This is a genomic window from Hymenobacter humi (assembly GCF_042665855.1).
GTDB lineage: Bacteria > Bacteroidota > Bacteroidia > Cytophagales > Hymenobacteraceae > Hymenobacter > Hymenobacter humi.
Genome location: NZ_JBHTEK010000005.1, coordinates 114,900 through 134,336, shown reverse-complemented (window position 1 = coordinate 134,336; position 19,437 = coordinate 114,900). Strand labels below are relative to the sequence as shown.

Here is a 19,437-nt window from a genome sequence, read left to right as displayed (position 1 = left end):
ACCGGCTGCTGCAGTGGGCCAAGCGTGAGCGCCGCCACGTGGTGCTGCCCGAAGGCAACGACGACCGCATTCTGCGAGCCGCCGCGCAACTGCTCGCCCAAGACATCGTGGACCTGACCATTCTGGGCGACCCGGCCGAGGTAGCCGCCTCGGCCAAGCGCCTGGGGCTGAGCTTCCCCTCCGGCCACCTGCGCATCGTCGACCCCGTGCACTCCGAGGAGTACGCCGACTATGTGGAGACCTTTACGAGCTGCGGAAGGACAAAGGCGTGAACCACGACATGGCCCGCGACCTGCTGCGCGACGTGTCCTACTTCGGCTCGATGATGGTGTACAAAGGCCACGCCGACGGCATGGTGTCCGGGGCGGTGCACACCACGCAGCACACCATCCGGCCGGCGCTGCAGTTCATCAAGACCAAGCCGGGCGTGTCGGTGGTGTCGTCGGTGTTTTTCATGTGCCTGCCCGACCGGGTGGCCGTATTCGGCGACTGCGCCGTGAACCCCAACCCCACGGCCGAGCAGCTGACCGAAATCGCCATTTCGTCGGCCGACAGCAGCCAGGCATTTGGCATCGAGCCCCGCGTGGCCATGCTCTCCTATTCTTCGGGCAATTCCGGGGCCGGGGCCGACGTCGACAAAGTGCGCCGGGCCACCGAGTTGGTGCGCCTAAAACGGCCCGACCTGAAAGTGGAAGGCCCCATTCAGTACGACGCGGCCGTGGACCCGCTGGTGGGCCGCCAGAAGCTGCCCGATTCGGAAGTGGCCGGCCAGGCCAGCGTGCTCATCTTCCCGGACCTGAACACCGGCAACAACACCTACAAGGCCGTGCAGCGCGAAACCGGGGCCCTGGCCATCGGGCCCGTGCTGCAGGGGCTCAACAAACCCGTGAACGACCTGAGCCGCGGCTGCACGGTCGAAGACGTGTTCAATACGGTCATCATCACGGCCATTCAGAGCCAGCAGCTGTCCGCATGAATATTTTCGTCGTGAACTCGGGCAGCAGCTCCATCAAGTACCAGCTGTTTCGCTGGCCGGCCGAGCAGCCCGTGTGCAGCGGCCTGGCCGAACGCATTGGGCTGGAGAATGCGGTCATCACCCACAAAACCCAGCGTGATGGCAAAGAGCAGGTGACGCAGCGGACGCTGGCTCTGCCTGACCACGAAGCCGGGCTGCGCGAAGTCGTGGCCTTGCTCACGGACCCCGTGGCGGGCGCCCTGCGCGAGCCCGGCGAAATCGACGTGGTGGGCCACCGGGTGGTGCACGGCGGCGAAGCCTTTGCCGCCACCACGCTGCTCGACGAGCCCGTGAAAGCCGCCATTCGCGGGCTGTTTGCCCTGGCCCCGCTGCACAATCCCGCCAACTACCTCGGCATCGAAGTGGCCGAGCGCCTTTTTCCCCGGGCCCGGCAAGTGGCGGTGTTCGACACGGCCTTCCACCAAACGCTGCCCGAGTACGCCTACCGCTACGCGCTGCCCGAGCGGCTGTACACCGAGCACGGGCTGCGCGTTTACGGTTTTCACGGCACCAGCCACCAGTACGTGGCTGCCCAGGCCGCTGCCTACCTCGGCAATCCCGACGCCCGGATTATCACGGTGCACCTCGGCAACGGCTGCAGCATGGCCGCCGTGCACCAGGGCCGGTCCTTGGATACGAGCATGGGCTTCAGCCCCTGGCGGGCCTCGTGATGGGCACCCGCTCCGGCGACCTCGACCCCGCGGTGGTGCTTTTCCTGCAAAGCCAGTTGGGCTACACGCCGGCCCAGGTCAGCACCCTGCTGAACAAGGAAAGCGGCATGCTGGGCCTCACGGGCTTCAGCGACATGCGCGACATCACCCGGGCGCTCAACCAGGGCGACCCCAAAGCCGAGCTCGCCTACGACCTGTATGCCTACCGCATTCGCAAGTACATCGGGGCCTACGCGGCCGTGCTCAACGGACTCGATGCGCTGGTATTCACGGCCGGCGTGGGCGAAAACGATGCCCTGGTGCGCTCCCGCGCCTGTCAGCAGCTCAACTTCTTCGGAATTGAGCTGGATGAAGACCTCAATCAGCAACGCTCGGCCGGGCTGCGCGACATCAGCCGGGCCGGGTCGCGGGTGCGGATTCTGGTGATTCCCACCAACGAAGAGCTGGAAATAGCCCGGCAGTGTGCTTCGCTGCTCGAAAGTCCTGAACCCAGCCACTAGGCGGCTGTCAGGCTAGACTTACCACCCGAGACGTGGGGCCATGGCGGAGCCGTCCCTGCAAAGCCTTTCGGCCTGAGCTGAGCGCGGCCCGGGGTGAATTGCTTCCCTGCTGGCTCGGCTCAATTTGAGGAGAAGATTACACGCGTTGGCAACGCTATATTCGCTTGGCCCTATTGGCTTTAACCTAACGTTCGCATGAAGCTCGGATTTCTCAAATATTGGCAGCTGCTACGCGAATCGCTCTGGTTTGTGCCGGGCCTGATGGTGGTCATCTCCATTGCGGGGGCTTATGGCCTGGTGCGATACGACGCGCGCACTACGGTGGAAGGCACCAAGTTTTTCCCGCTGCTATTCGGCATCGGGGCCGATGCCTCGCGCGGCATGCTCACGGCCATCGCCGGCTCGATGCTCACGGTGGCTACCCTTGCCTTTGCCGTCACCTTGTCGGCTTTCTCCCAAATCAGCACTCAGTACTCCCCGCGGGTGCTGCGCAACTTCATGCGCGACGATGTGAACCAGTTCATCATGGGCTACTTCGTCGGGGTGTTTGCTTACTGCCTGGCGGTGCTGGGCACCATTCGCGGGCCCGAAGAAGGCAAGTTCGTGCCTTCCACGGCCGTGCTGGCGGGCCTGGTGCTGGCCATGGGCGGCGTGGCGGCCCTGGTTTTTTCATTCACCACATCGCCGAATCGCTGCAAACGGGCACCCTCGTGCGCCGCATCACCCTCGAAACCGTGGAGGGAATAAACGACCTGTTTCCCAACCACCTTGGCGAGCCCGTGGCCGAAGAATCGCAGGCCGCCGCCGCCGAGCGCCTGCTGGCCGAGCAGGCCGGCTGGCACCCCTGCCGGCCACTGCCTTCGGCTACCTCCAGCGCATCGACGTCGAAGGGCTGCTGCAGTGGGCCATCCGCCACCGGGCCATTCTGCGGCTCAATTTCATAGTGGGCTCGTTTGTGGGACAGGGCCAGCCGCTGTTCAGCGTGCACCCCGAGCCGGATGCACCCCGGCCCGCGGAGTGGCCCGAAAACTTCATGAAGTACGTGAGCCTGGGCCGGCACCGCAACATCGAGCAGGACATCGGCTTTGGCATCCAGCAGCTGGTCGACATTGCCCTCAAGGCCCTCTCGCCGGGCATCAACGACACCACCACGGCCATCATGGCTGTCGACCACCTGGGCGAAATCAGTGGGCAGCTGGCCCGGCAGGAGTTTCCGGTGCCCTTGCGCGGCGACGGCCGCCAGCTGCGCCTGGTGGTGAGCACCCCCACCTTTGAGGACTATATCCGCCTCTCGTTTGACCTGGTGCGCATTAATGCCCAGGGCAATCCGGCCGTACTGCAACGCATGTTGCGGGCGTTGGCCCTGGCCGGTGGGCAGGTTATCCGTGCCGAGCGCAAAACGGTGTTGCGCCATCAGGCAGAAATGGTGCTGGCCTGCGGGCTATCAACCGTTCAGACGGAGTACGAGCGAGAGCAGGTGCACTCCCTATACCACGAGCTGTGCCCTAATTGGGAGTAAATGAATGGGTTGAGCTGAATCCGGCGAAGGCTTGTCCGCATACGGCGAAGGCTCGATGTTTTGGCTCGGGTCTTAGCGGCCGGTGGCCATGGCTTTTAGCTCAACTTTAGGACCAGGCGCCCGCCAACCCCAGGCAATAGTTGAGCAGGCTAGGGCTGTGGTGCGGGAGGCAGCAGCACGCTCACCAGGGTACCGCGCCCGGCCGAGGAGCGGAGCCGGAACTGCCCGTTGAGCAGCTGCACCCGGTTCTGGATTATTTTCAGGCCGGAGCCAGCATTCCGGGGCTGGGAGCTGTCGAACCCCTGGCCTTTGTCGTAGGCTTGCAGTACCAGCCAGCCCTGGCGCTGAAACAGCGATAAAGTGCCGGTACTCGACTGGGCGTGCTTTACAATGTTGGTGGCCAGCTCCTGGGCCATGCGATAAAGCGCCAGCGCCAGGGCTGGCGGCAGTTGCGGCAGGGCGTCGGCCACGCAGGTGAGGCGGCACTGGGGCGTGCTGGTGGCCTGGCATATTTCCCGCACGGCCGCCACCAGCCCAAAGTCTTCCAGAATGGTGGGGATGAGCTCATGGGAGATGGTCCGGGTTTGGGCAATGGCCGTCTGGAGCAGCTGCAGGGCCTTGCCGTGGCTGGAGGCCAGCGCCGTGGGGTCGGTGAGGGCGGGCCTGGCCGAACTGCAGCCTGGGCGGCGTACAGCAGCTGGCCCAGGCCATTTTGGAGGCTTTCGGCAATGCGGCGGCGCTCCACCTCCTGGGCATGGAGCACGGCGTTGGCCAGCTGCTGCTGCTGCACCAGCCTGCAGGCGCATGAGCTCGGCGGTGGCGTTGCGGCGGGCGGTGATGTCGTGCCAGCTCACCACCAGGCCGTCGCCGAAGGGCGCAGCGGCCACGTGGTACCACGTCTCGGTGCGCGGCTCGGGGTAAGAAAGCTCAAAGTCGCGGGGCTGCTGCTGCACAACCTCGCAAAACCGCGCGTACACGCCACTGGAGCGCATCGTGGGCTCTTCCTGCAGCAGGCGCAGGCCCACTAAGTCGCGGCGCTCGAGCAGGCGGTGGGCCGCATCGTTGGTGAGCACCCATTCAAAATCGACGATGTGGCCGGCTTCGTCGCGCACGCATTGCAGCACTTCGAAGCTGTCCAGGGTGGCGTTGAACATTGCCTGGAGCAGGTCTTTGGTTTGTTGTACTGCGTGCTCGGTCTGCTTGCGGGCCGTAATGTTTTCGATGGCCATTACCACACCGTCGCCGAGCTGCACGGCCGTCCAGCGGTACCAGCCTTCTATGCCGGGGGCACGAAAGAAGTGTTCGAGGTCGAGGGCCGCCCCGGTTTCGGTGGTGTTCACCACGGCATCGAATAGCCCAATTTCCCTCGCAAAGGGCCAGTCGACGAGCATGCGCCGGCCCGTTATGGCCTGGCCGGCCAAGGCGTCGGCCGCGGCATTGGCCATCACCACTTCGAAATCAGTAATCTGGCCCTCGGCGTCGCGCACGCTGCGCAACAGGTGCATAGCCAGGGGCGAGCGGTGGAAGGTTGCCTCGAGCAGGCTCTGACTGGAATGCCTCGGTGCCCAGCTGCCGGCGCTGGTTTACCTGCCGGGTGATGTCCTGCCAGTACACCAGCACTTCGGTGGGGCCGGGCTGGGTGGTCATTTCTATCCAGCACTCGGGGCGGGGCAACCAGAACTCGCCGGTGACGGGCCCGGGCGCGCGGGCGGCTTCGTGCAGGGCTTCCTGCACTTCGGCGGGCAGGTCGTCGGGCAGCGCCTCGGCCAGCGGCCGGCCCACCAGCGCGCCGGCCGCACAGCCCAACAGGTGTTCGGCCTGTGCGTTCACCAGCGAGAACTTACCCGACCGCTGGAGCACCAGCACGGCCCACGGCAAGGCCTGCAGCACCTGCTGGGGCAGCAAAGCGGGCTCACCGGTGTCGGTGGGCCGCGGGGCGTTGAACAGGTGGTCGGCGCTCATGCTGATGTAAAGCCATCTCCAGACGGTTTCAGGTTTTGCCAACGACCCGCTTCCATCTGCTTCGCCTGGGGCGGGTGCAGCGGAGTCGACCGTAATTTCCAAATTTAGGAATCCGGGCAGCGTGTTACAAGCAGAAGTATACTACTTACAACCAGAATCTTCTCCTCTCGGCCCGGATAGTCGCTAGTACGCAATTTCACCTTCCAGGTGCAGGGTGGCGTTGGGACTGGCCCGGTCCGCCAGCGTCACCCCCACGTAGTAGCCGCTGGCCCGGTCGAACCGGCCCGTGCCGCCAGAGATAATGTGCCGGATTGTGACCAGCAACTTTCCATCGGCTTGCGGCATGGAAGTGCCCGTAAAGGTCGAAAACAGCTGGTCGCCGTTGGCGGCCGTCATGGTCGAGGTACCGCTCAGTGCATAGGGTGGCGTTTGGGTAAGCACCACCGTAGAATAGGCCTCGAAGGTGGCCTTGCCCACGTGCGAGGCCTGGCCCGTGCCGGTGATGCGCTGCTCCTGCCGGGGCGGACCACTGAGGGAAACCGAGGTTGTCTCAAACACACCCTTAAACGGTACGGCGTGGCTGATAACCACCGCCCGGCTAAGTGGGGAGAAGCCCGCCGCAGCCTGCACCGCGCGGGGCCCTTCCAGCACCACCTCTTTCGAACAGTTACCCAACAGGCAGGCCGCGAAGGGCATTATTAGCAGCAATGCTTTCATAATGCGGAGGTTAAGAGGTGATTGGAATGTATTTGCTTACGTGGCCATTACTTTTTAGGATGCAATTAATTATCCTATATATTATAAATTATGAGATAAGCCAAGCCCTCCCCTTCCGCCTTGGTTGGGTAGAAAGTTGAGCTAAAACCAACCGGTTCCCAGCCGATGAAAGGGGGCAGTGCTACATCCCATTCAAACGACCCGGGTATGGAAACGGCTCAACTTTCAGCTGCTGTGCTCACCCGTCGATTACCGAACCCAGGCGCCTGCCTCTTAGCCAATCGGGCTACTGCCCGGGCTGGACGAGGGATGGTTTTCTGGCATTTAGCAACGATTTGATAATACTCCGAACAACTTGTAGCAACACCAGCCGGGGACCTTTGCAGCATAATTCACTGCTATGGCAACTCCTCGACTCCCGTTCGTTACTTCCCTTGTATTCCTGTCATTGGGAGCAAGCTTTACTGTCCTTGCGCAGAGCGGGGGCACCATCCGGGGCACCGTGCGCGAGGCCAAAACCCAGGAGCCCGTTATTGGCGCCAGCGTGGTGGTGGACGGTACCAGCATCGGCATCGCCACGGATTTGGACGGCACGTTTTCGCTGGCCAAGGTACCGGCTGGCATGCACACCCTGCGCATCACTCGGTGTCGTACCAGCCCAAGAGCATCCCCAGCCTGCAGGTGGAAGCCGGCAAGGTGGTCGTGGTCAACACGACGCTCGACGATGCCGCCGCAGCGCTCGACGAGGTGGTGGTAACGGCCCAGCGGCGCACCAACACGGAAGTGGCCGTGATTTCGGAAGTGCGCAACGCGCAGGCTGGTGGCCGTGGGCGTTTCGGCCGAGCAAATCGTACGGTCCCAGGACCGCGACGCCGCGCAGATTGCGCGCCGGGTGCCGGGCGTTTCCATTCAGGACAACCGCTTTGTGCTGGTGCGCGGCCTCACCCAGCGCTACAACGCCGTGATGCTCAACGACGTCATGACGCCGAGCTCGGAAGTTGACACCCGGGCTTTTGCCTTCGACATGATTCCGAGCAACGTCATCGACCGCATGCTGATTTTCAAATCGGGCTCGGCCGAGCTGCCCGGCGACTTTGCCGGCGGCGTTATCAAGCTGTATACCAAGCGCGCGCCGGAAGAGAACTTCACCAACTTCAGCCTGCAGGGCGGTTACCGCCAGGGCACCACCTTCCAGCAGGTGCAGCAGGCCGAGGGCGGCAAGTACGACTTCCTGGGCTTCGACAGCGGCAAGCGCACAATTCCCAACAACTGGCCCACGCGCCTGAGCGACGACTACTCCACCGGACTGCGCGCGGCCTACGCCCGGCAGCTGCCCAACCGCTGGGGTGTGAACTCGCTGAAAGCCGCGCCCGATTTGCGCCTGTCGTTCAACATGGGCCGCCGCTTCGAGCCGGGCCAAAAGCAGGTGGGCACGCTCACCAGCCTCAACTACGGCAACTATCACCAGTCGACCAACGCCCGCCTGAGCTTCTACGAAAACGGAGCCGACCGCAACCAGCCGGCTTCGTTCTACAACGACCGGCTCTTCAGCAACGAGGTGCGCCTGGGCGTGGTGCAGAACTTCTGGCTGCGCCTGAACGGCCGCAACACGCTGGAATTCAAGAACCTGTTCAACCAGCTGGGCACCTCGGAAACGGTGCTGCGCGAAGGCCAGGACATCACCCAAACCAGCAACGATGTGCGCGCTTATTCTCAGCGCTTCGAAAGCCGCAGCATCTACTCCGGGCAGCTGGCCGGCAACCACGAGCCTGGCCGATGATAAAACCACGCTGAACTGGGTAGGCGGCTTTGCCTACACCCACCGCACCGAACCCGACTGGCGCCGGGTGCGCTACATCCGGCCCCTGGGGGTGGTGCAGGGCGAAAGCACGCCCGCGCCGTTTGGCGTCTCGACCCCCAACGACCCGAGCCTGACCGAATCGGGCCGCTACTTCTCCAACCTCAACGAGCGGGTAAGCACGCTGGCCGTCAACGTGGTGCACCAGCTTACCAAGGACACGACCAACCGCGAGGGCGGCATCAAGCTGAAAGCCGGCCTGTACACCGAGCGCAAGGACCGCGACTTCAGCGCCCGGTTCTTCGGCTACGGCAGCGTGGGCAACACCAGTGTGGCCCGTACCCTGCCGGTGGGCCAGGTGTTTGCCCCCGAAAACCTGACGGGCCGCGATGGCGGCTTTACGCTGGAAGAAGGCACCGACCCGAACGACTCCTACGCCGCCCACAACACCCTGCTGGCCGGCTACGCCAGCGTGACCGTGCCAGTGGGCAAGTTTACGGGCACGGCCGGCTTCCGCGGCGAATACAACGACCAGCAGGTGACCAGCGAGCTGCGCGGCGGCGGCCTAACCGACGGCGGCCGGCGCATCTTCAGCCCCTGCCCTCGCTCAACCTGACCTACAACCTCAACGACCGGATGCTGGTGCGCGCGGCCTACGCCTCCACCATCAACCGCCCGGAGTTCCGCGAGCTGGCCCCGTTCCGCTTCTACGACTTCAACCTCAACGCCGACATCCAGGGCAACTACGCCCTGCAGACGGCCAAGGTGCAAAACCTGGATTTGCGCTGGGAGCTCTACCCCACCACCGGCGAGCAGATTACGGTGGGCGCGTTCTACAAGCACTTCACCAACCCCATCGAAAACTACCTGCTCACCACGGCTTCGGGCGCCAACAGCCTGAGCTACGCGTTTGTGAACACCAAGTCGGCGCAGAACTACGGGGTTGAGCTGGAAGTGCGCAAGTCCCTGGGCTCCTTCTCCGACCTCCCGCTGCTGCAGCGCTTTTCGGTGGTCGGCAACGGCTCCTACATCTTCAGCCGCATCGACCTCGGCGAGACCGTGCGCGTGCCCGACGCCAGCGGCCGAGTTGAGCCGCAGAACGTGACCGACACGCAAACCCGCCGCCGGCCGCTGCAAAACCAGTCGCCCTACCTCATCAACCTAGGCGCCTACTACACCGACGAAGCGCACGGCACCCAGCTCAGCGCCATGTACAACGTGGCCGGCCCGCGCATCTACGCCGTGGGCACCGTGGTAAACCCCACCGTGTACGAGGCCTCCCGCAACGTGGTGGACTTGGTGGCCACCCAGCGCCTGGCCAAGCACTGGGAGCTGCGCGCCGCCCTGCAGGACCTGTTCAACCAGCCCGTGAAGCTGGTGCAGGACTCCGACCGCAACGACCAGTATTCCAAAGGCGACCAGACCGTGCGCAGCTTCCGCCGCGGCTCCAACACCTCTCTGGGTGTGACTTACACCTGGTAAGCCCGCGCAAGCGGTTTCCCTTCCTCCTGGTTCATTTCACCCAAGTTCCTCTATGAAACGCTTCCCCAAAATGTTGTTGCTGGCCATGCTGGCCCTGGCTTCCACGGCCTCGCTGAGCAGCTGCGAAGACAACAACGACAACGCCCCTACCGCGCAGGAGCCCAGCGGCCCCATCGACGGCTCGGGCCGCGTCATCATCACGGGCGACATCACCACGAGCCGCACCCTGCGGGCCAACGAGAAATACCTTTTACAAGGCTTCGTGTACGTGCGCAGCGGCGCCACGCTCACCATTGAGCCGGGCACGAAAATCTTCGGTGACCAGGCCTCTAAAGGAGCGCTCATCATCGACCGCGGGGGCAAGATTATGGCCGAGGGCACCCAGACTAACCCGATAGTATTTACCTCGGCCAAAGCCCCCGGCAGCCGCAACTACGGCGACTGGGGCGGCATAGTACTCATTGGCTCGGCGCCCATCAACCAGTCGCTGTCTACGCAGCCGGAGGGCGGCATCGGCGGCACCTTCGGGGGCACTAATTCTGCAGATAATTCCGGAACCCTGAAGTACGTGCGCATCGAGTTTGCGGGTATTCCTCTCTCCTCGGGTGCTAACAGCGAAATCAACGGCCTGACGCTCTACGGCGTGGGCTCGGGGACTCAAATCGACTATGTGCAGGTGTCGTACTCCGGCGACGACTCCTACGAGTGGTTTGGCGGCACCGTGAACGCCAAGCACCTGGTGGCCTACCGCGGCTTCGACGACGATTTCGACACGGACTTTGGCTTCACCGGCAAAATTCAGTACGGGCTCTCGCTGCGCGACCCGCAGTACGCCGACCAATCTGGCTCCAACGGCTTCGAGTCCGACAATTTCAACCCCGGCACGCCCGCCACGGGCAGCAACGCCGGCCTGCCCCTCACGGCCCCCGTTTTCAGCAACATAACCGTACTGCTGACGAGCAGCACGCCCCCGGCCACGCAGCAGTCGGGCAGCGGCGTGTACCAGTCGGCGTTGCACCTGCGGCGCAACACCGCCACCAGCGTCTACAATTCGGTGTTTGTGGGCCACCCCGAAGGCCTGCGCCTTGATGGCACCGCCACGTGGGCTAACGTGCAGGACGGCGGGCTGAACCTGGCCGGCGTGGTGCTGGCCAATTCGAGCCGCCCGCTGCGAGCCGCCAACAACACCGGCACCGGCGCTTTCACCGATGCCGACGTGGAGCAGTGGTTCAGCGCCGCTGGCAAAAACAACTCCGTCGTGGCCGGGGCCAACCTGAGCACGCTGGGCTTGAGCGCCACCGCCTTCAACCTGACGGCCCCCGGCCTGCTGCTCGCCAGCACCTCTCCCCTACTCACGGGCGCCGTCTTCACCGGCAAAGCAGCCGACAGCTTCTTCGACAAAGTAACCTACCGGGGCGCCTTCAACGGCACCGCCAACTGGACCCAGGGCTGGACCAATTTCGACCCGCAGAACACCGCCTACTAGCTACCTGCGGCCAGCCGCGTTTCAAATCAAAAGACCGGAGCCTGCAAAAGGCTTCGGTCTTTTTTCTGTCTTCTTGAGCTGATGTTTCGGTGCGGGAGTGAGATTGCATTGAGCCATTTATCACTGATGGCTGGGTAGCAAGCCGTGGTTGCCAAAGCTTTATCAGGTATAAAGTCAACAAGCGGCTCAACCTCCTTGCCTGCATTTGAATCCTCCTCATCTTATTGGCTAGGCACTCAAAGCCGCCCGGATAGCCACAAATTCGGTAAGATTATTCAGGTCGATGATGCCTTGAAGGCGGTTGTTTTCCAGCACCGGATAAAAGGCGTTCGACTGCTGCATGGCGTTGGCAAATACCTGCGACAGTTTGTCGCCCACCTGCACCGTCTCAAAATCCCGTTTCATCACTTCGGTCACCGCCGCGCTTTGGCGCTTCTCGCGCAGGGCCTCCAAAATCAGCTGCCGCGGCATCACTCCCACCACCCGCTCCGCGTCCACCACCAGCAGGTCCTGGTCGGAGCCGGCCAGCAGTTTGTCGGCGGCGGCCTGCACATTGTCGGTGGGCGCCAGGGTCAGGAAATTGGTCATCATGGCGTTGCGCACGGTATAGTCCCGCAGCAATTCGTTGAACTCCACCGACAGGGCTTCGGCGTGGGCCCCGAAGTACACAAACAGCCCAATCAGCACCAGAAACGGATTGCTCAACAGCCCAAAAACACGAAGGCCAGCGCCATCAGCTTGCCCAGGCCCGCGGCGAAGCGGGTGGCCCGCAGGCGGTCGAGCCAGAAGGACAAGAGGGCCCGCAGCACCCGACCCCCATCCATGGGAAAAGCCGGCAGCAGGTTGAACAGCGCCAGCGTCAGGTTGAGCTGAAACAGCGCCGACACAAAATCCTGCGCCGTGGTTAACCGGCCGATGTCCGGCACCGCAAACGCCGCGCCCGATACAAAAGGGTACAGGCCCAGCGCGATGAGCACGTTGACGGCCGGACCGGCCAGCGCCACCAATAGCTCCTGCCGGGGAGAGTCGGGCAGCTGCTCCAGACTCGCAATGCCCCCAATGGGCAGCAGCGTAATCTTGCGGGTAACAAAGCCAAAATGTTTGGCCGTAAGCGCGTGGCCCAGCTCGTGCAGCACCACGCAGGCAAACAGCACCAGCACGAAGCCCACCGCCGCCAAAGTAGCCGCGGTGCTGCTGCCGCGCAGCACCTGGGAATAGATAATGAAGCCGAGCAGCAGCAGGAAGGTCCAGTGAATTAAGATTGGAATGCCAGCAATCCGGCCAATCCGCAAGGAATGTTTCATGTGATGGAAGCTAGAAAAATGAATAGCCAAGAGGTCCGGAGGCTGTGCTCTGCGCGGGCCGCAGCTTTGGCAAAGAGCGTGGTTGAGACAGAATTATCGGAATCAAAAGATAGGCGCCTGAGTAGGTTCCGGCGATGACAGCAGTTATGAGCGGCATTGATTTATATCATTGAAGCAACTCCGATATCAGGTCATAAATTGAGCTGAACAGTCTTACACCTCCCCTCCTGCTTTCGCTTCATTCCTGCACCTGCATGCTTTTCTTTAGCAGCAGTACGGTATTAAAAAACCGGCCCCAAGAGGTAATCTACATGGCCAGCAAGATGCAAGGTCCTGCTTTATCTGGCGGGCGCTGGTCAAAGCATTTCTACCGCTACGGCTGTCATCCTGAGCAACGTGAAGGACCTTCTCACCGCTGAATAGGTCGTGCAAACGTGAGAAGATGTTTCGTACCTCAGCATGACAGGAGGCGTGAATAAAATTCTTTGCCTTGCTCAGGTAGCGACCCATCAATTAATATACAAAATTATTACTATCAGGCAGTTATAATTTATGCAATCATTGTTCTACTTCTCTTTTTCTCTACTATTACACGAAAACATTCAGCTCTAATTAGACCGAAAATAGCCGGGTGATTCTCTACATCTCTTTAAATACACTTCTATCTAATTAGTACTTGTAATACTCAGGTCCTTCAATTAAAAAACGGGTTAACCTCTACTTTTCTACTTTTATAACATTACTCTTCTCTTCTTCTACCTTATCGGATGCATGCCCAACGGTGAGTTGTCGTTGCATCGTATTTTGTTCTACTTCTCTACTTTTCTCAAAATCCACTTTTACACTAATTGATTACATCAGCATAGTTTATAAAAATGGTGGAGTTCTCTATCTTACCCTTCGTATTATTCTCTACTTCTCCTATTCCATTTATCTCTACATCATCTCCGCTTTAGAGAAACGCGTTTCTCTGGCTTACTCTTCTCTACGTGTCTACTTAAAGAGAAGAATCGAAGTTTACTTTTATCTTTCTCTACTTTTCCTTTATTCTACTTTTCCCTTATTCTACTTTCCAGCTATTTTTTCTGCATCTATTACCGAATCCACTAGTTACACTTCTCTACTTTACTACTTCTCTGTATTTCTTCTTATACACGTCTCTTCTTCTCTTAAAATATTTTTCTCCATTAGTACACTTCTCCTAGCGCAACCATACATTTGTTGTCAAGGGGTGCGAGCGGGCCAAACAGTAAGCCCTGCCGGCAAACCCCTGGTTGCAACCAATGGCTAAAATCATCAGCTTCGCCACCCAGAAGGGGGCTCCGGAAAATCTACCCTGGCCCTGGTGCTTGCCGCGCCTCTGGCCACCGAATACGGCCTGCGCGTGGCCGTGCTCGACTGCGACTACCAGCAGAGCATCGTGAAGACCCGCGAGCAGGTCGACGCCGACAATTACGCCGAGCTCCTCAAAACCAACCCGACGGCTCAATATCCCTACGAGGTATTTGCGTTGGGGCTCGAGCAGGTGTTTGACTTCATCGATGACCCGGCTAAGGATTACGACCTGATTATCATCGACGTACCGGGGCGGGCCGATGGCGACGACGTGTTCAACGTGCTCACGGCTTGCGACGCCGTTATCATCCCTCTGGTGTCTGATTACCTGGACCGGGCGTCTACGGCCGAGTTTATGAACATCCTGGAGGCCATCAAGAAATCGGCCGATACGCACGGCATCGCCTTCCAGTATTTCGGCTTGTCGACGAAGCGTGTGGCGGGTCGCCGGGAGGAAAAGCAGATGGACGACTACATCGACGGGCTGGGCCTGGCGCGCTTCCGGTCGTATCTGAGCCACCGCGTGGCTTATTCGCGAGCCTCGACGCTCTACAGCCTGCTCAACCCCGCGTGGCTGCGCTACGCCGGCGGCAACAAGGAAACGGCCGATGAAATTCGCCGCCTCTGCGAAGAGCTGATTGCTCGCCTCGAGCCGCCCGCCCGCCAGGCTTCAACCGGCACCACTGTCACCTCTTCCACCACCTCTGTCGCCTAGTTCTATGTTCAAGCCCGCCAAAATTGAAACCCGCCGGGGCCGAATCCCGGTTTCCGAAGAAGCCCGCCGGGAAGCCCGCGCCGGAATGGGAGGAGAGCAGACCGCCCTGGCCGCCGGTACAGCGGCAGTCGCCGTGGCCCCCACTCCGGTTGAGCTGGCTGTGGCCCCGCCCGAGCCTCCGGTAGAGGCTACCACAGCCCCCGCGCCCGTATCCCGGCCACGGGCGGCTAAGGCGGCGCCTGCGCCCGTGGCCGCCGTCGTTGCTGACCAGGAGCATTCGGTGAAGCTCTCGAAGTCGGTGGTGCACGAAATCAAGCTAACGCTGGCCTTGCTGCAAGGCGGAACCGATAATCCGACTAACATCAAGCAGTACCTGGAAATGGCCCACCGCCTCCTGGATGCTCAACTCCGCAAGTCCGGCAAGCTGCCTACGGTGAATCGGTAGGGCTGTGGTGCTTTGTTTCGCTTACGTTGAATGAGGCTTTGGCTGAAGCTGAAAGCCAGGGTAGGGGAGGGGTTGCCGGCTTACGCTGCTGCATGGCTGCAGGGGCTCTTGGGTGAAACGTCCATGCTATAGCGAAAGGAAAGTAGCCATGCTCCGGTAGCGCTGGGAATAGGCTTTCTCAACCGCTCAGGTTGTTTCGCGGCTTATAAAAACTTTCCTTTCGTTCTCGCTTGCCTTGGCAGAAACCTAGAAGTGGCTTATAAAACCTTTCCTTTAGCAGGGGCAGATGTGCTGTAGGGGCGCTTGAGTCATTTGAATGAGGGCAGTTGGTAGCGATTGCAGCGGCACTTATAAAAACTTTCCTTTAGAAAGAGTAAGTTGGTTAGGTCCAGCTTATTATTTGCCCCGCTAAGGTTCAAGCTAGGCTTTGGTGTGTGGCAAAGAGCATGGAACGCGCTGAATTAACGCTGGAAATGCAGCAGTTAGGAAGGGTTGGGATTAAAATTAATAATAAATATTATTAAAGTGCAATCACGTAATGCGCCTGGGTGCATTTCCCATTTTTGTTGTCTGTTTCTCGTCTGATGGCCTGCCTTTTTCTAAATGCTTTTTTCGCCCACACAAGGTTGTGAGATTTGTTAGTTATTTGTCTTATTTGTATGCGTTATAAGTGATTGATTGTTAGGGCCCCCAGAGGTCGTAAAGAAAGGTTTTATAAGCGAAAGGAAAGGTTTTATAAGCGGAAAGGAAAGGTTTTATAAGCGAAAGGAAAGGTTTTATAAGTGGAAAGGAAAGGTTTTATAAGCGAAAGGAAAGCACGTTGAGAAAAAGCTTTCCTTTCCGCTTTCATTGTGGCTGCTCGCGGCTATCTTTACTTTCCTTTCCACGAATGCCAGGGTATGCAAGTATCTGACCTAACGAATCCTACCGTCAGTTCGACCACCGGGCTGGAAATCCGCCAGCACAACGCCATCACCACCGCCCGGTATGAGATGACGGCCTGTGAGATGGACATCGTCTTTTACCTGCTCTCGCTGCTCAAAAAGGAAGACCGGGTGGGCACCTTCTACCGGGTACGGGTGCTGGACCTGCAGCACCTCACGGGCCGGCAGTGGAACTACCAGCAGTTTTTGAAGCCACCTCGGCGCTACGCACCCGCGAGTACGTTATCGAAGACAACAAGCGCATTCTGCAGGTGGGCCTGCTGGCTTCGGCCGAATACATCAAAGGAGAAGGGGTAATTGAGCTGGAAATCTCGGAGAAAATCCGGCCCTATCTGATTGACTTAAAGCGCAACTTCACCAGCTTCCGGCTGCAGGCGGCCTTTAGCTTGAGCAGCAAGTACGCCAAGCGCGTCTATCAGATTGTTTCCCAATGGAAAGACAAGTCCGAGTCGCGCACCTTCAGCCTGCACGACCTGAAGGTGATGCTGGCCCTGAAGGACCCCAAGGGCCTCGAACCGGAGCAGTACACCAAGGTGTCGATGTTTCAGAAGTACGTGCTCGATGTGGCGGTGACCCAAATCAACCAGCACACCGACCTGCACATCGGCTACGAGCTGCTCAAGAAAGGCCGCTCGTTTGAGAGCATCCGCTTTTTGATTAAGCAGCAGGCTCCGCAGCAGCTGCCGCTGGCATTTGAGCAACCACTCGACGATGCGCGCCAGCAGATGGCCCGCCAACGGCTGGCGGAGCTTGACATCCGCGATGCCCGGCTGGTGGCGCAGGTGCTGGGCGAGGCCCGGTTGGTAGATGAGTTGTTTGCGTTTTGCTATAAGCTCAAAACCGGGAAGGTTAAGGCCACGAGCAACCCCGGCGGGCTGTTTCTGACGGTGGTGGGCCTGCGCAAGTCAGTCGCCGGCGCTTAGAGGGCGAAGATTACGCCGGCTGATTTCAATTAACGGAGGGGTGCGACCAGGGTAGCAATCAACCCGAAAAAGCCTGACGAGACTCAACTCCTGAGCTGAGCATAGTCAATGCAATGGCAGGGCAGGGGCTGCATCTTTGCCCCAGCGCCGGGAGCTGCGCGTACGGTGGTCCTCCATGTCATTTACACCCGTTGCGATGGCTTTCACACGCAGGCGTACAGCGTGACCAAACCAGTTTGACTAAAGTCGTGGGCGCCGAGGAGCCCTCTTTACCAGGCATGAAAACCATCCTGCTGCTCTGTGGCATTCTTGTGCACTCGATTGTTGGCTTGGCCCAGCAAATTCCCTCCGAGGAAGTGCCGCCGCTCGCTTTCCTGGCCCTGCAAAAGCAGTACCCGGCAGCCTCAAAGGTGCAGTGGAACCGGATTCACGGGCTGTATGAGGTCCACTTCGTGGTGGGCGATGACGAGCACGAGCTCCGGTACCGCGACAACGGGGACCTGGATGCCACGGTAACCGCCATTGAAACCAGCGCCCTGCCCGCTCCCATTCGCCAGTGGCTGGCCACCCGTTACCCGGACCTCAACTTTTGCAAAGCGGCCAAAGTAGTAAATGCGGCTTCGGGGGAAATGACCTACGAAGCCGAAGTCTGCGAAAGCAGCCTCCGCAGCATCATTGCCTTTACGCCCGAGGGCAAGGAGCTACGCCGCCCGCATAAAATCAGAAAGTAAGCCGATGATTATTGCTTTTCCGGCGGGTAAGGGCACGGTTATGTTGGCTGAGGGGCTTGCGCTGCCCTGCAATTAGCTCAACCGAGCGCGAAAACATTGAGCCAGGAGGTAAGAATTTGGCTGCTGTGTTTGCTAATTGAGCCCGCTCCGTAATCCGGGCAAGGAAGTGAGGCATGCGCGCAAGGGCGTTGGAAGGAACTGATAACGCGCAAGCTGTCAGGCTCCGCTGGCGTAACCGGTTATCGGGAAGCCTGTCAAATCAATTTCGGGTTGGGCTAACATTCCACCGCTGCCGGACGAGCCCGGAGCGTAAGCGCAACCGGAAAAGTAAATGTCCCTTAATATTGGCGCTGGTAACGGTCGTTACCACTTCGTCGAATTCCAGACGAAAAACCTGGCGGGCTTCAACCCAAGCGTACCAGGTTGTAGGGGAACTCCACAAACCAGAAGCCAATAAGAAATGACAAAAATTAAAGTAGCAAACCCGGTAGTTGAGCTGGATGGCGACGAAATGACGCGCATCATCTGGAAATTCATCAAGGACAAATTGATTACGCCGTATCTGGAGCTGGATATCAAGTACTTCGATTTGGGCATTGAGCACCGGGACGAAACCAACGACCAAGTCACCATCGATTCGGCCAACGCCATCCGGCAGTACGGCGTGGGCATCAAGTGCGCCACCATCACGCCCGACGAGGAGCGGGTGAAGGAGTTCAATCTTAAGCAGATGTGGAAGTCGCCGAACGGCACCATCCGCAACATCCTGGACGGCACCGTGTTCCGCGAGCCCATTGTGATGAGCAACGTGCCCCGCCTCGTGCCCAACTGGACGGCCCCGATTTGCATCGGCCGCCACGCGTTCGGCGACCAGTACCGCGCCACCGATTTCGTGACCAAAGGCAAGGGCAAGCTCACCATCACCTTCACGCCCGAAGACGGCGGCGAAGTGCAGTCGTTCAACGTCTACGACTTCAAAAGCGACGGCGTGGCCCTGGCCATGTACAACACCGACGAGTCCATCCGGGGCTTTGCCCACGCCTGCTTCAACCAAGCGCTGATGAAAGGCTGGCCGCTGTACCTGAGTACCAAAAACACCATCCTGAAAAATACGATGGCCGCTTCAAGGACATCTTCCAGGAAATCTACGAGCAGGACTACACGGCCAAATTCAAGGAGGCCGGCATCACCTACGAGCACCGCCTGATTGACGACATGGTGGCCTCGGCCCTGAAATGGAACGGCAACTTCGTGTGGGCCTGCAAAAACTACGACGGCGACGTACAGAGCGACACCGTGGCGCAGGGCTTCGGCTCGCTGGGTCTGATGACCTCGACGCTGGTAACGCCCGACGGCAAGACCATGGAAGCTGAAGCCGCCCACGGCACCGTGACGCGCCACTACCGCGACCACCAGGCGGGCAAGCCTACCTCCACCAACCCCATCGCCAGCATCTTCGCCTGGACCCGCGGCCTGGAGTTCCGCGGCATTCTCGACGGCAACCAGGAGCTCATCGACTTCTGCAAAGCCCTGGAAACCGTGTGCATCGAAACCGTGGAAAGCGGCAAGATGACCAAGGACCTCGCCGTCTGCATCCACGGCAACAAAGTAGAGCACGGCCGCGATTACCTCTACACCGAGGAGTTTCTGGCGGCGCTCGACGAAAACCTAAAGGCAAAACTGGGCAAGTAAACTCAAGGCCCTTGACCGATGACAAAAAGCCCATCCGGTTTCCGGGTGGGCTTTTTTGTGGCGGCGCAAGACCAGGGCGTGTCAGAGAACCCTCTTGGCGGTGCAGGGCTTCGGCACAGGTCGCCAAACAGATATGACAACACACGGTTAGGGCAGAGCCGCATTGCGTAATACCTTGCGGCTGCGCCCCAGGGGCTG

The 19,437-nt window shown here is 60.1% G+C and carries 19 protein-coding genes and 3 pseudogenes; 17 read left to right on the top strand and 5 right to left on the bottom strand.

The window, feature by feature from the left end; genetic code table 11:
- The 6 genes and pseudogenes from pta to ACFQT0_RS29565 all read left to right on the top strand — a co-directional run.
- Nucleotides 1–976: pseudogene (gene pta / locus ACFQT0_RS29590) on the top strand (phosphate acetyltransferase); the annotation flags it as partial.
- A complete protein-coding gene (locus tag ACFQT0_RS29585; RefSeq protein WP_380206959.1) occupies nt 973–1,686 on the top strand; it encodes an acetate/propionate family kinase in 714 nt (237 codons plus the stop codon). The pseudogene pta and the gene ACFQT0_RS29585, both read left to right, overlap by 4 nt.
- Nucleotides 1,686–2,186, top strand: coding sequence for a hypothetical protein (locus ACFQT0_RS29580; protein WP_380206810.1), 501 nt, complete (start codon nt 1,686–1,688; stop codon nt 2,184–2,186). The genes ACFQT0_RS29585 and ACFQT0_RS29580 overlap by 1 nt, the downstream gene beginning before the upstream one ends.
- 195 nt (nt 2,187–2,381) lie before the next feature.
- Nucleotides 2,382–2,933 carry a DUF2254 family protein gene (locus ACFQT0_RS29575; RefSeq protein ID WP_380206809.1) on the top strand — a complete coding sequence of 184 codons (552 nt, stop codon included), beginning with the start codon at nt 2,382–2,384 and terminating at the stop codon, nt 2,931–2,933.
- On the top strand, nt 2,897–3,130 hold the full coding sequence (locus ACFQT0_RS29570) for a hypothetical protein (protein WP_380206979.1): 234 nt from the start codon (nt 2,897–2,899) through the stop codon (nt 3,128–3,130). The genes ACFQT0_RS29575 and ACFQT0_RS29570 overlap by 37 nt, the downstream gene beginning before the upstream one ends.
- Nucleotides 3,022–3,705 carry a DUF2254 family protein gene (locus tag ACFQT0_RS29565; protein WP_380206964.1) on the top strand — a complete coding sequence of 228 codons (684 nt, stop codon included), beginning with the start codon at nt 3,022–3,024 and terminating at the stop codon, nt 3,703–3,705. Before ACFQT0_RS29570 ends, ACFQT0_RS29565 begins: the two co-directional genes overlap by 109 nt.
- A gap of 149 nt (nt 3,706–3,854) precedes the next feature.
- On the opposite strand, the gene ACFQT0_RS29560 is transcribed toward ACFQT0_RS29565, so the two are convergent.
- The 3 genes from ACFQT0_RS29560 to ACFQT0_RS29550 form a co-directional block, all read right to left on the bottom strand.
- Complete coding sequence (locus ACFQT0_RS29560) at nt 3,855–5,210, bottom strand: PAS domain-containing sensor histidine kinase (protein ID WP_380206957.1); 1,356 nt, start codon at nt 5,208–5,210, stop codon at nt 3,855–3,857.
- Nucleotides 5,164–5,667 (bottom strand): PAS domain-containing protein, encoded by a 504-nt coding sequence (locus tag ACFQT0_RS29555; RefSeq protein ID WP_380206955.1) that lies wholly within the window; start codon nt 5,665–5,667, stop codon nt 5,164–5,166. The genes ACFQT0_RS29560 and ACFQT0_RS29555 overlap by 47 nt, the downstream gene beginning before the upstream one ends.
- Nucleotides 5,668–5,850: 183 nt before the next feature.
- Complete coding sequence (locus tag ACFQT0_RS29550; protein ID WP_380206805.1) at nt 5,851–6,384, bottom strand: hypothetical protein; 534 nt, start codon at nt 6,382–6,384, stop codon at nt 5,851–5,853.
- A 448-nt stretch (nt 6,385–6,832) separates the two neighbouring features.
- Here ACFQT0_RS29550 and ACFQT0_RS29545 point away from each other — a divergent pair, with 448 nt between their 5' ends.
- The 5 genes from ACFQT0_RS29545 (at nt 6,833) to ACFQT0_RS29525 (ending at nt 11,150) form a co-directional block, all read left to right on the top strand.
- Nucleotides 6,833–7,141: a carboxypeptidase-like regulatory domain-containing protein gene (locus ACFQT0_RS29545; protein WP_380206954.1), complete on the top strand. Its 309-nt coding sequence runs from the start codon at nt 6,833–6,835 to the stop codon at nt 7,139–7,141.
- A gap of 63 nt (nt 7,142–7,204) precedes the next feature.
- Complete coding sequence (locus ACFQT0_RS29540; protein ID WP_380206952.1) at nt 7,205–8,164, top strand: TonB-dependent receptor plug domain-containing protein; 960 nt, start codon at nt 7,205–7,207, stop codon at nt 8,162–8,164.
- Complete coding sequence (locus tag ACFQT0_RS29535) at nt 8,082–8,798, top strand: hypothetical protein (RefSeq protein ID WP_380206950.1); 717 nt, start codon at nt 8,082–8,084, stop codon at nt 8,796–8,798. Before ACFQT0_RS29540 ends, ACFQT0_RS29535 begins: the two co-directional genes overlap by 83 nt.
- Nucleotides 8,799–8,818: 20 nt before the next feature.
- Entirely contained in the window at nt 8,819–9,664 is an 846-nt protein-coding gene (locus ACFQT0_RS29530; RefSeq protein ID WP_380206948.1) for an outer membrane beta-barrel protein, read from the top strand.
- Between the two features lie 52 nt (nt 9,665–9,716).
- Nucleotides 9,717–11,150, top strand: coding sequence for a cell shape-determining protein MreB (locus ACFQT0_RS29525; protein ID WP_380206800.1), 1,434 nt, complete (start codon nt 9,717–9,719; stop codon nt 11,148–11,150).
- A gap of 228 nt (nt 11,151–11,378) precedes the next feature.
- On the opposite strand, the gene ACFQT0_RS29520 is transcribed toward ACFQT0_RS29525, so the two are convergent.
- Both ACFQT0_RS29520 and ACFQT0_RS29515 read right to left on the bottom strand, forming a co-directional pair.
- Nucleotides 11,379–11,855 carry a CBS domain-containing protein gene (locus ACFQT0_RS29520; RefSeq protein ID WP_380206947.1) on the bottom strand — a complete coding sequence of 159 codons (477 nt, stop codon included), beginning with the start codon at nt 11,853–11,855 and terminating at the stop codon, nt 11,379–11,381.
- Entirely contained in the window at nt 11,852–12,454 is a 603-nt protein-coding gene (locus ACFQT0_RS29515; protein WP_380206945.1) for a site-2 protease family protein, read from the bottom strand. Before ACFQT0_RS29515 ends, ACFQT0_RS29520 begins: the two co-directional genes overlap by 4 nt.
- Nucleotides 12,455–13,778: 1,324 nt before the next feature.
- Here ACFQT0_RS29515 and ACFQT0_RS29510 point away from each other — a divergent pair.
- The 6 genes and pseudogenes from ACFQT0_RS29510 to ACFQT0_RS29485 all read left to right on the top strand — a co-directional run.
- Nucleotides 13,779–14,504 (top strand): annotated as a pseudogene (locus ACFQT0_RS29510) (ParA family protein); the annotation flags it as partial.
- A gap of 4 nt (nt 14,505–14,508) precedes the next feature.
- On the top strand, nt 14,509–14,949 hold the full coding sequence (locus ACFQT0_RS29505; protein WP_380206796.1) for a hypothetical protein: 441 nt from the start codon (nt 14,509–14,511) through the stop codon (nt 14,947–14,949).
- An 899-nt stretch (nt 14,950–15,848) separates the two neighbouring features.
- Nucleotides 15,849–16,190, top strand: coding sequence for a replication initiation protein (locus ACFQT0_RS29500; protein WP_380206943.1), 342 nt, complete (start codon nt 15,849–15,851; stop codon nt 16,188–16,190).
- Complete coding sequence (locus ACFQT0_RS29495) at nt 16,118–16,816, top strand: replication initiation protein (RefSeq protein WP_380206977.1); 699 nt, start codon at nt 16,118–16,120, stop codon at nt 16,814–16,816. The genes ACFQT0_RS29500 and ACFQT0_RS29495 overlap by 73 nt, the downstream gene beginning before the upstream one ends.
- Nucleotides 16,817–17,094: 278 nt before the next feature.
- Nucleotides 17,095–17,547, top strand: coding sequence for a hypothetical protein (locus ACFQT0_RS29490; RefSeq protein WP_380206792.1), 453 nt, complete (start codon nt 17,095–17,097; stop codon nt 17,545–17,547).
- Between the two features lie 460 nt (nt 17,548–18,007).
- A pseudogene (locus tag ACFQT0_RS29485) lies at nt 18,008–19,239 on the top strand (NADP-dependent isocitrate dehydrogenase).
- Nucleotides 19,240–19,437: the final 198 nt, after the last annotated feature.

Bases quoted from the DNA above. Each gene is read 5' to 3' on its own strand.
- ACFQT0_RS29535 (WP_380206950.1), top strand. From the start codon at position 8,082: ATGTGCGCGCTTATTCTCAGCGCTTCGAAAGCCGCAGCATCTACTCCG.
- ACFQT0_RS29505 (WP_380206796.1), top strand. From the start codon at position 14,509: ATGTTCAAGCCCGCCAAAATTGAAACCCGCCGGGGCCGAATCCCGGTT.
- ACFQT0_RS29550 (WP_380206805.1), bottom strand. From the start codon at position 6,384: ATGAAAGCATTGCTGCTAATAATGCCCTTCGCGGCCTGCCTGTTGGGT.
- ACFQT0_RS29560 (WP_380206957.1), bottom strand. From the start codon at position 5,210: ATGCACCTGTTGCGCAGCGTGCGCGACGCCGAGGGCCAGATTACTGAT.
- ACFQT0_RS29580 (WP_380206810.1), top strand. From the start codon at position 1,686: ATGGGCACCCGCTCCGGCGACCTCGACCCCGCGGTGGTGCTTTTCCTG.
- ACFQT0_RS29575 (WP_380206809.1), top strand. From the start codon at position 2,382: ATGAAGCTCGGATTTCTCAAATATTGGCAGCTGCTACGCGAATCGCTC.
- ACFQT0_RS29490 (WP_380206792.1), top strand. From the start codon at position 17,095: ATGAAAACCATCCTGCTGCTCTGTGGCATTCTTGTGCACTCGATTGTT.
- ACFQT0_RS29500 (WP_380206943.1), top strand. From the start codon at position 15,849: ATGCAAGTATCTGACCTAACGAATCCTACCGTCAGTTCGACCACCGGG.
- ACFQT0_RS29525 (WP_380206800.1), top strand. From the start codon at position 9,717: ATGAAACGCTTCCCCAAAATGTTGTTGCTGGCCATGCTGGCCCTGGCT.
- ACFQT0_RS29555 (WP_380206955.1), bottom strand. From the start codon at position 5,667: ATGAGCGCCGACCACCTGTTCAACGCCCCGCGGCCCACCGACACCGGT.
- ACFQT0_RS29515 (WP_380206945.1), bottom strand. From the start codon at position 12,454: ATGAAACATTCCTTGCGGATTGGCCGGATTGCTGGCATTCCAATCTTA.
- ACFQT0_RS29585 (WP_380206959.1), top strand. From the start codon at position 973: ATGAATATTTTCGTCGTGAACTCGGGCAGCAGCTCCATCAAGTACCAG.
- ACFQT0_RS29530 (WP_380206948.1), top strand. From the start codon at position 8,819: ATGCTGGTGCGCGCGGCCTACGCCTCCACCATCAACCGCCCGGAGTTC.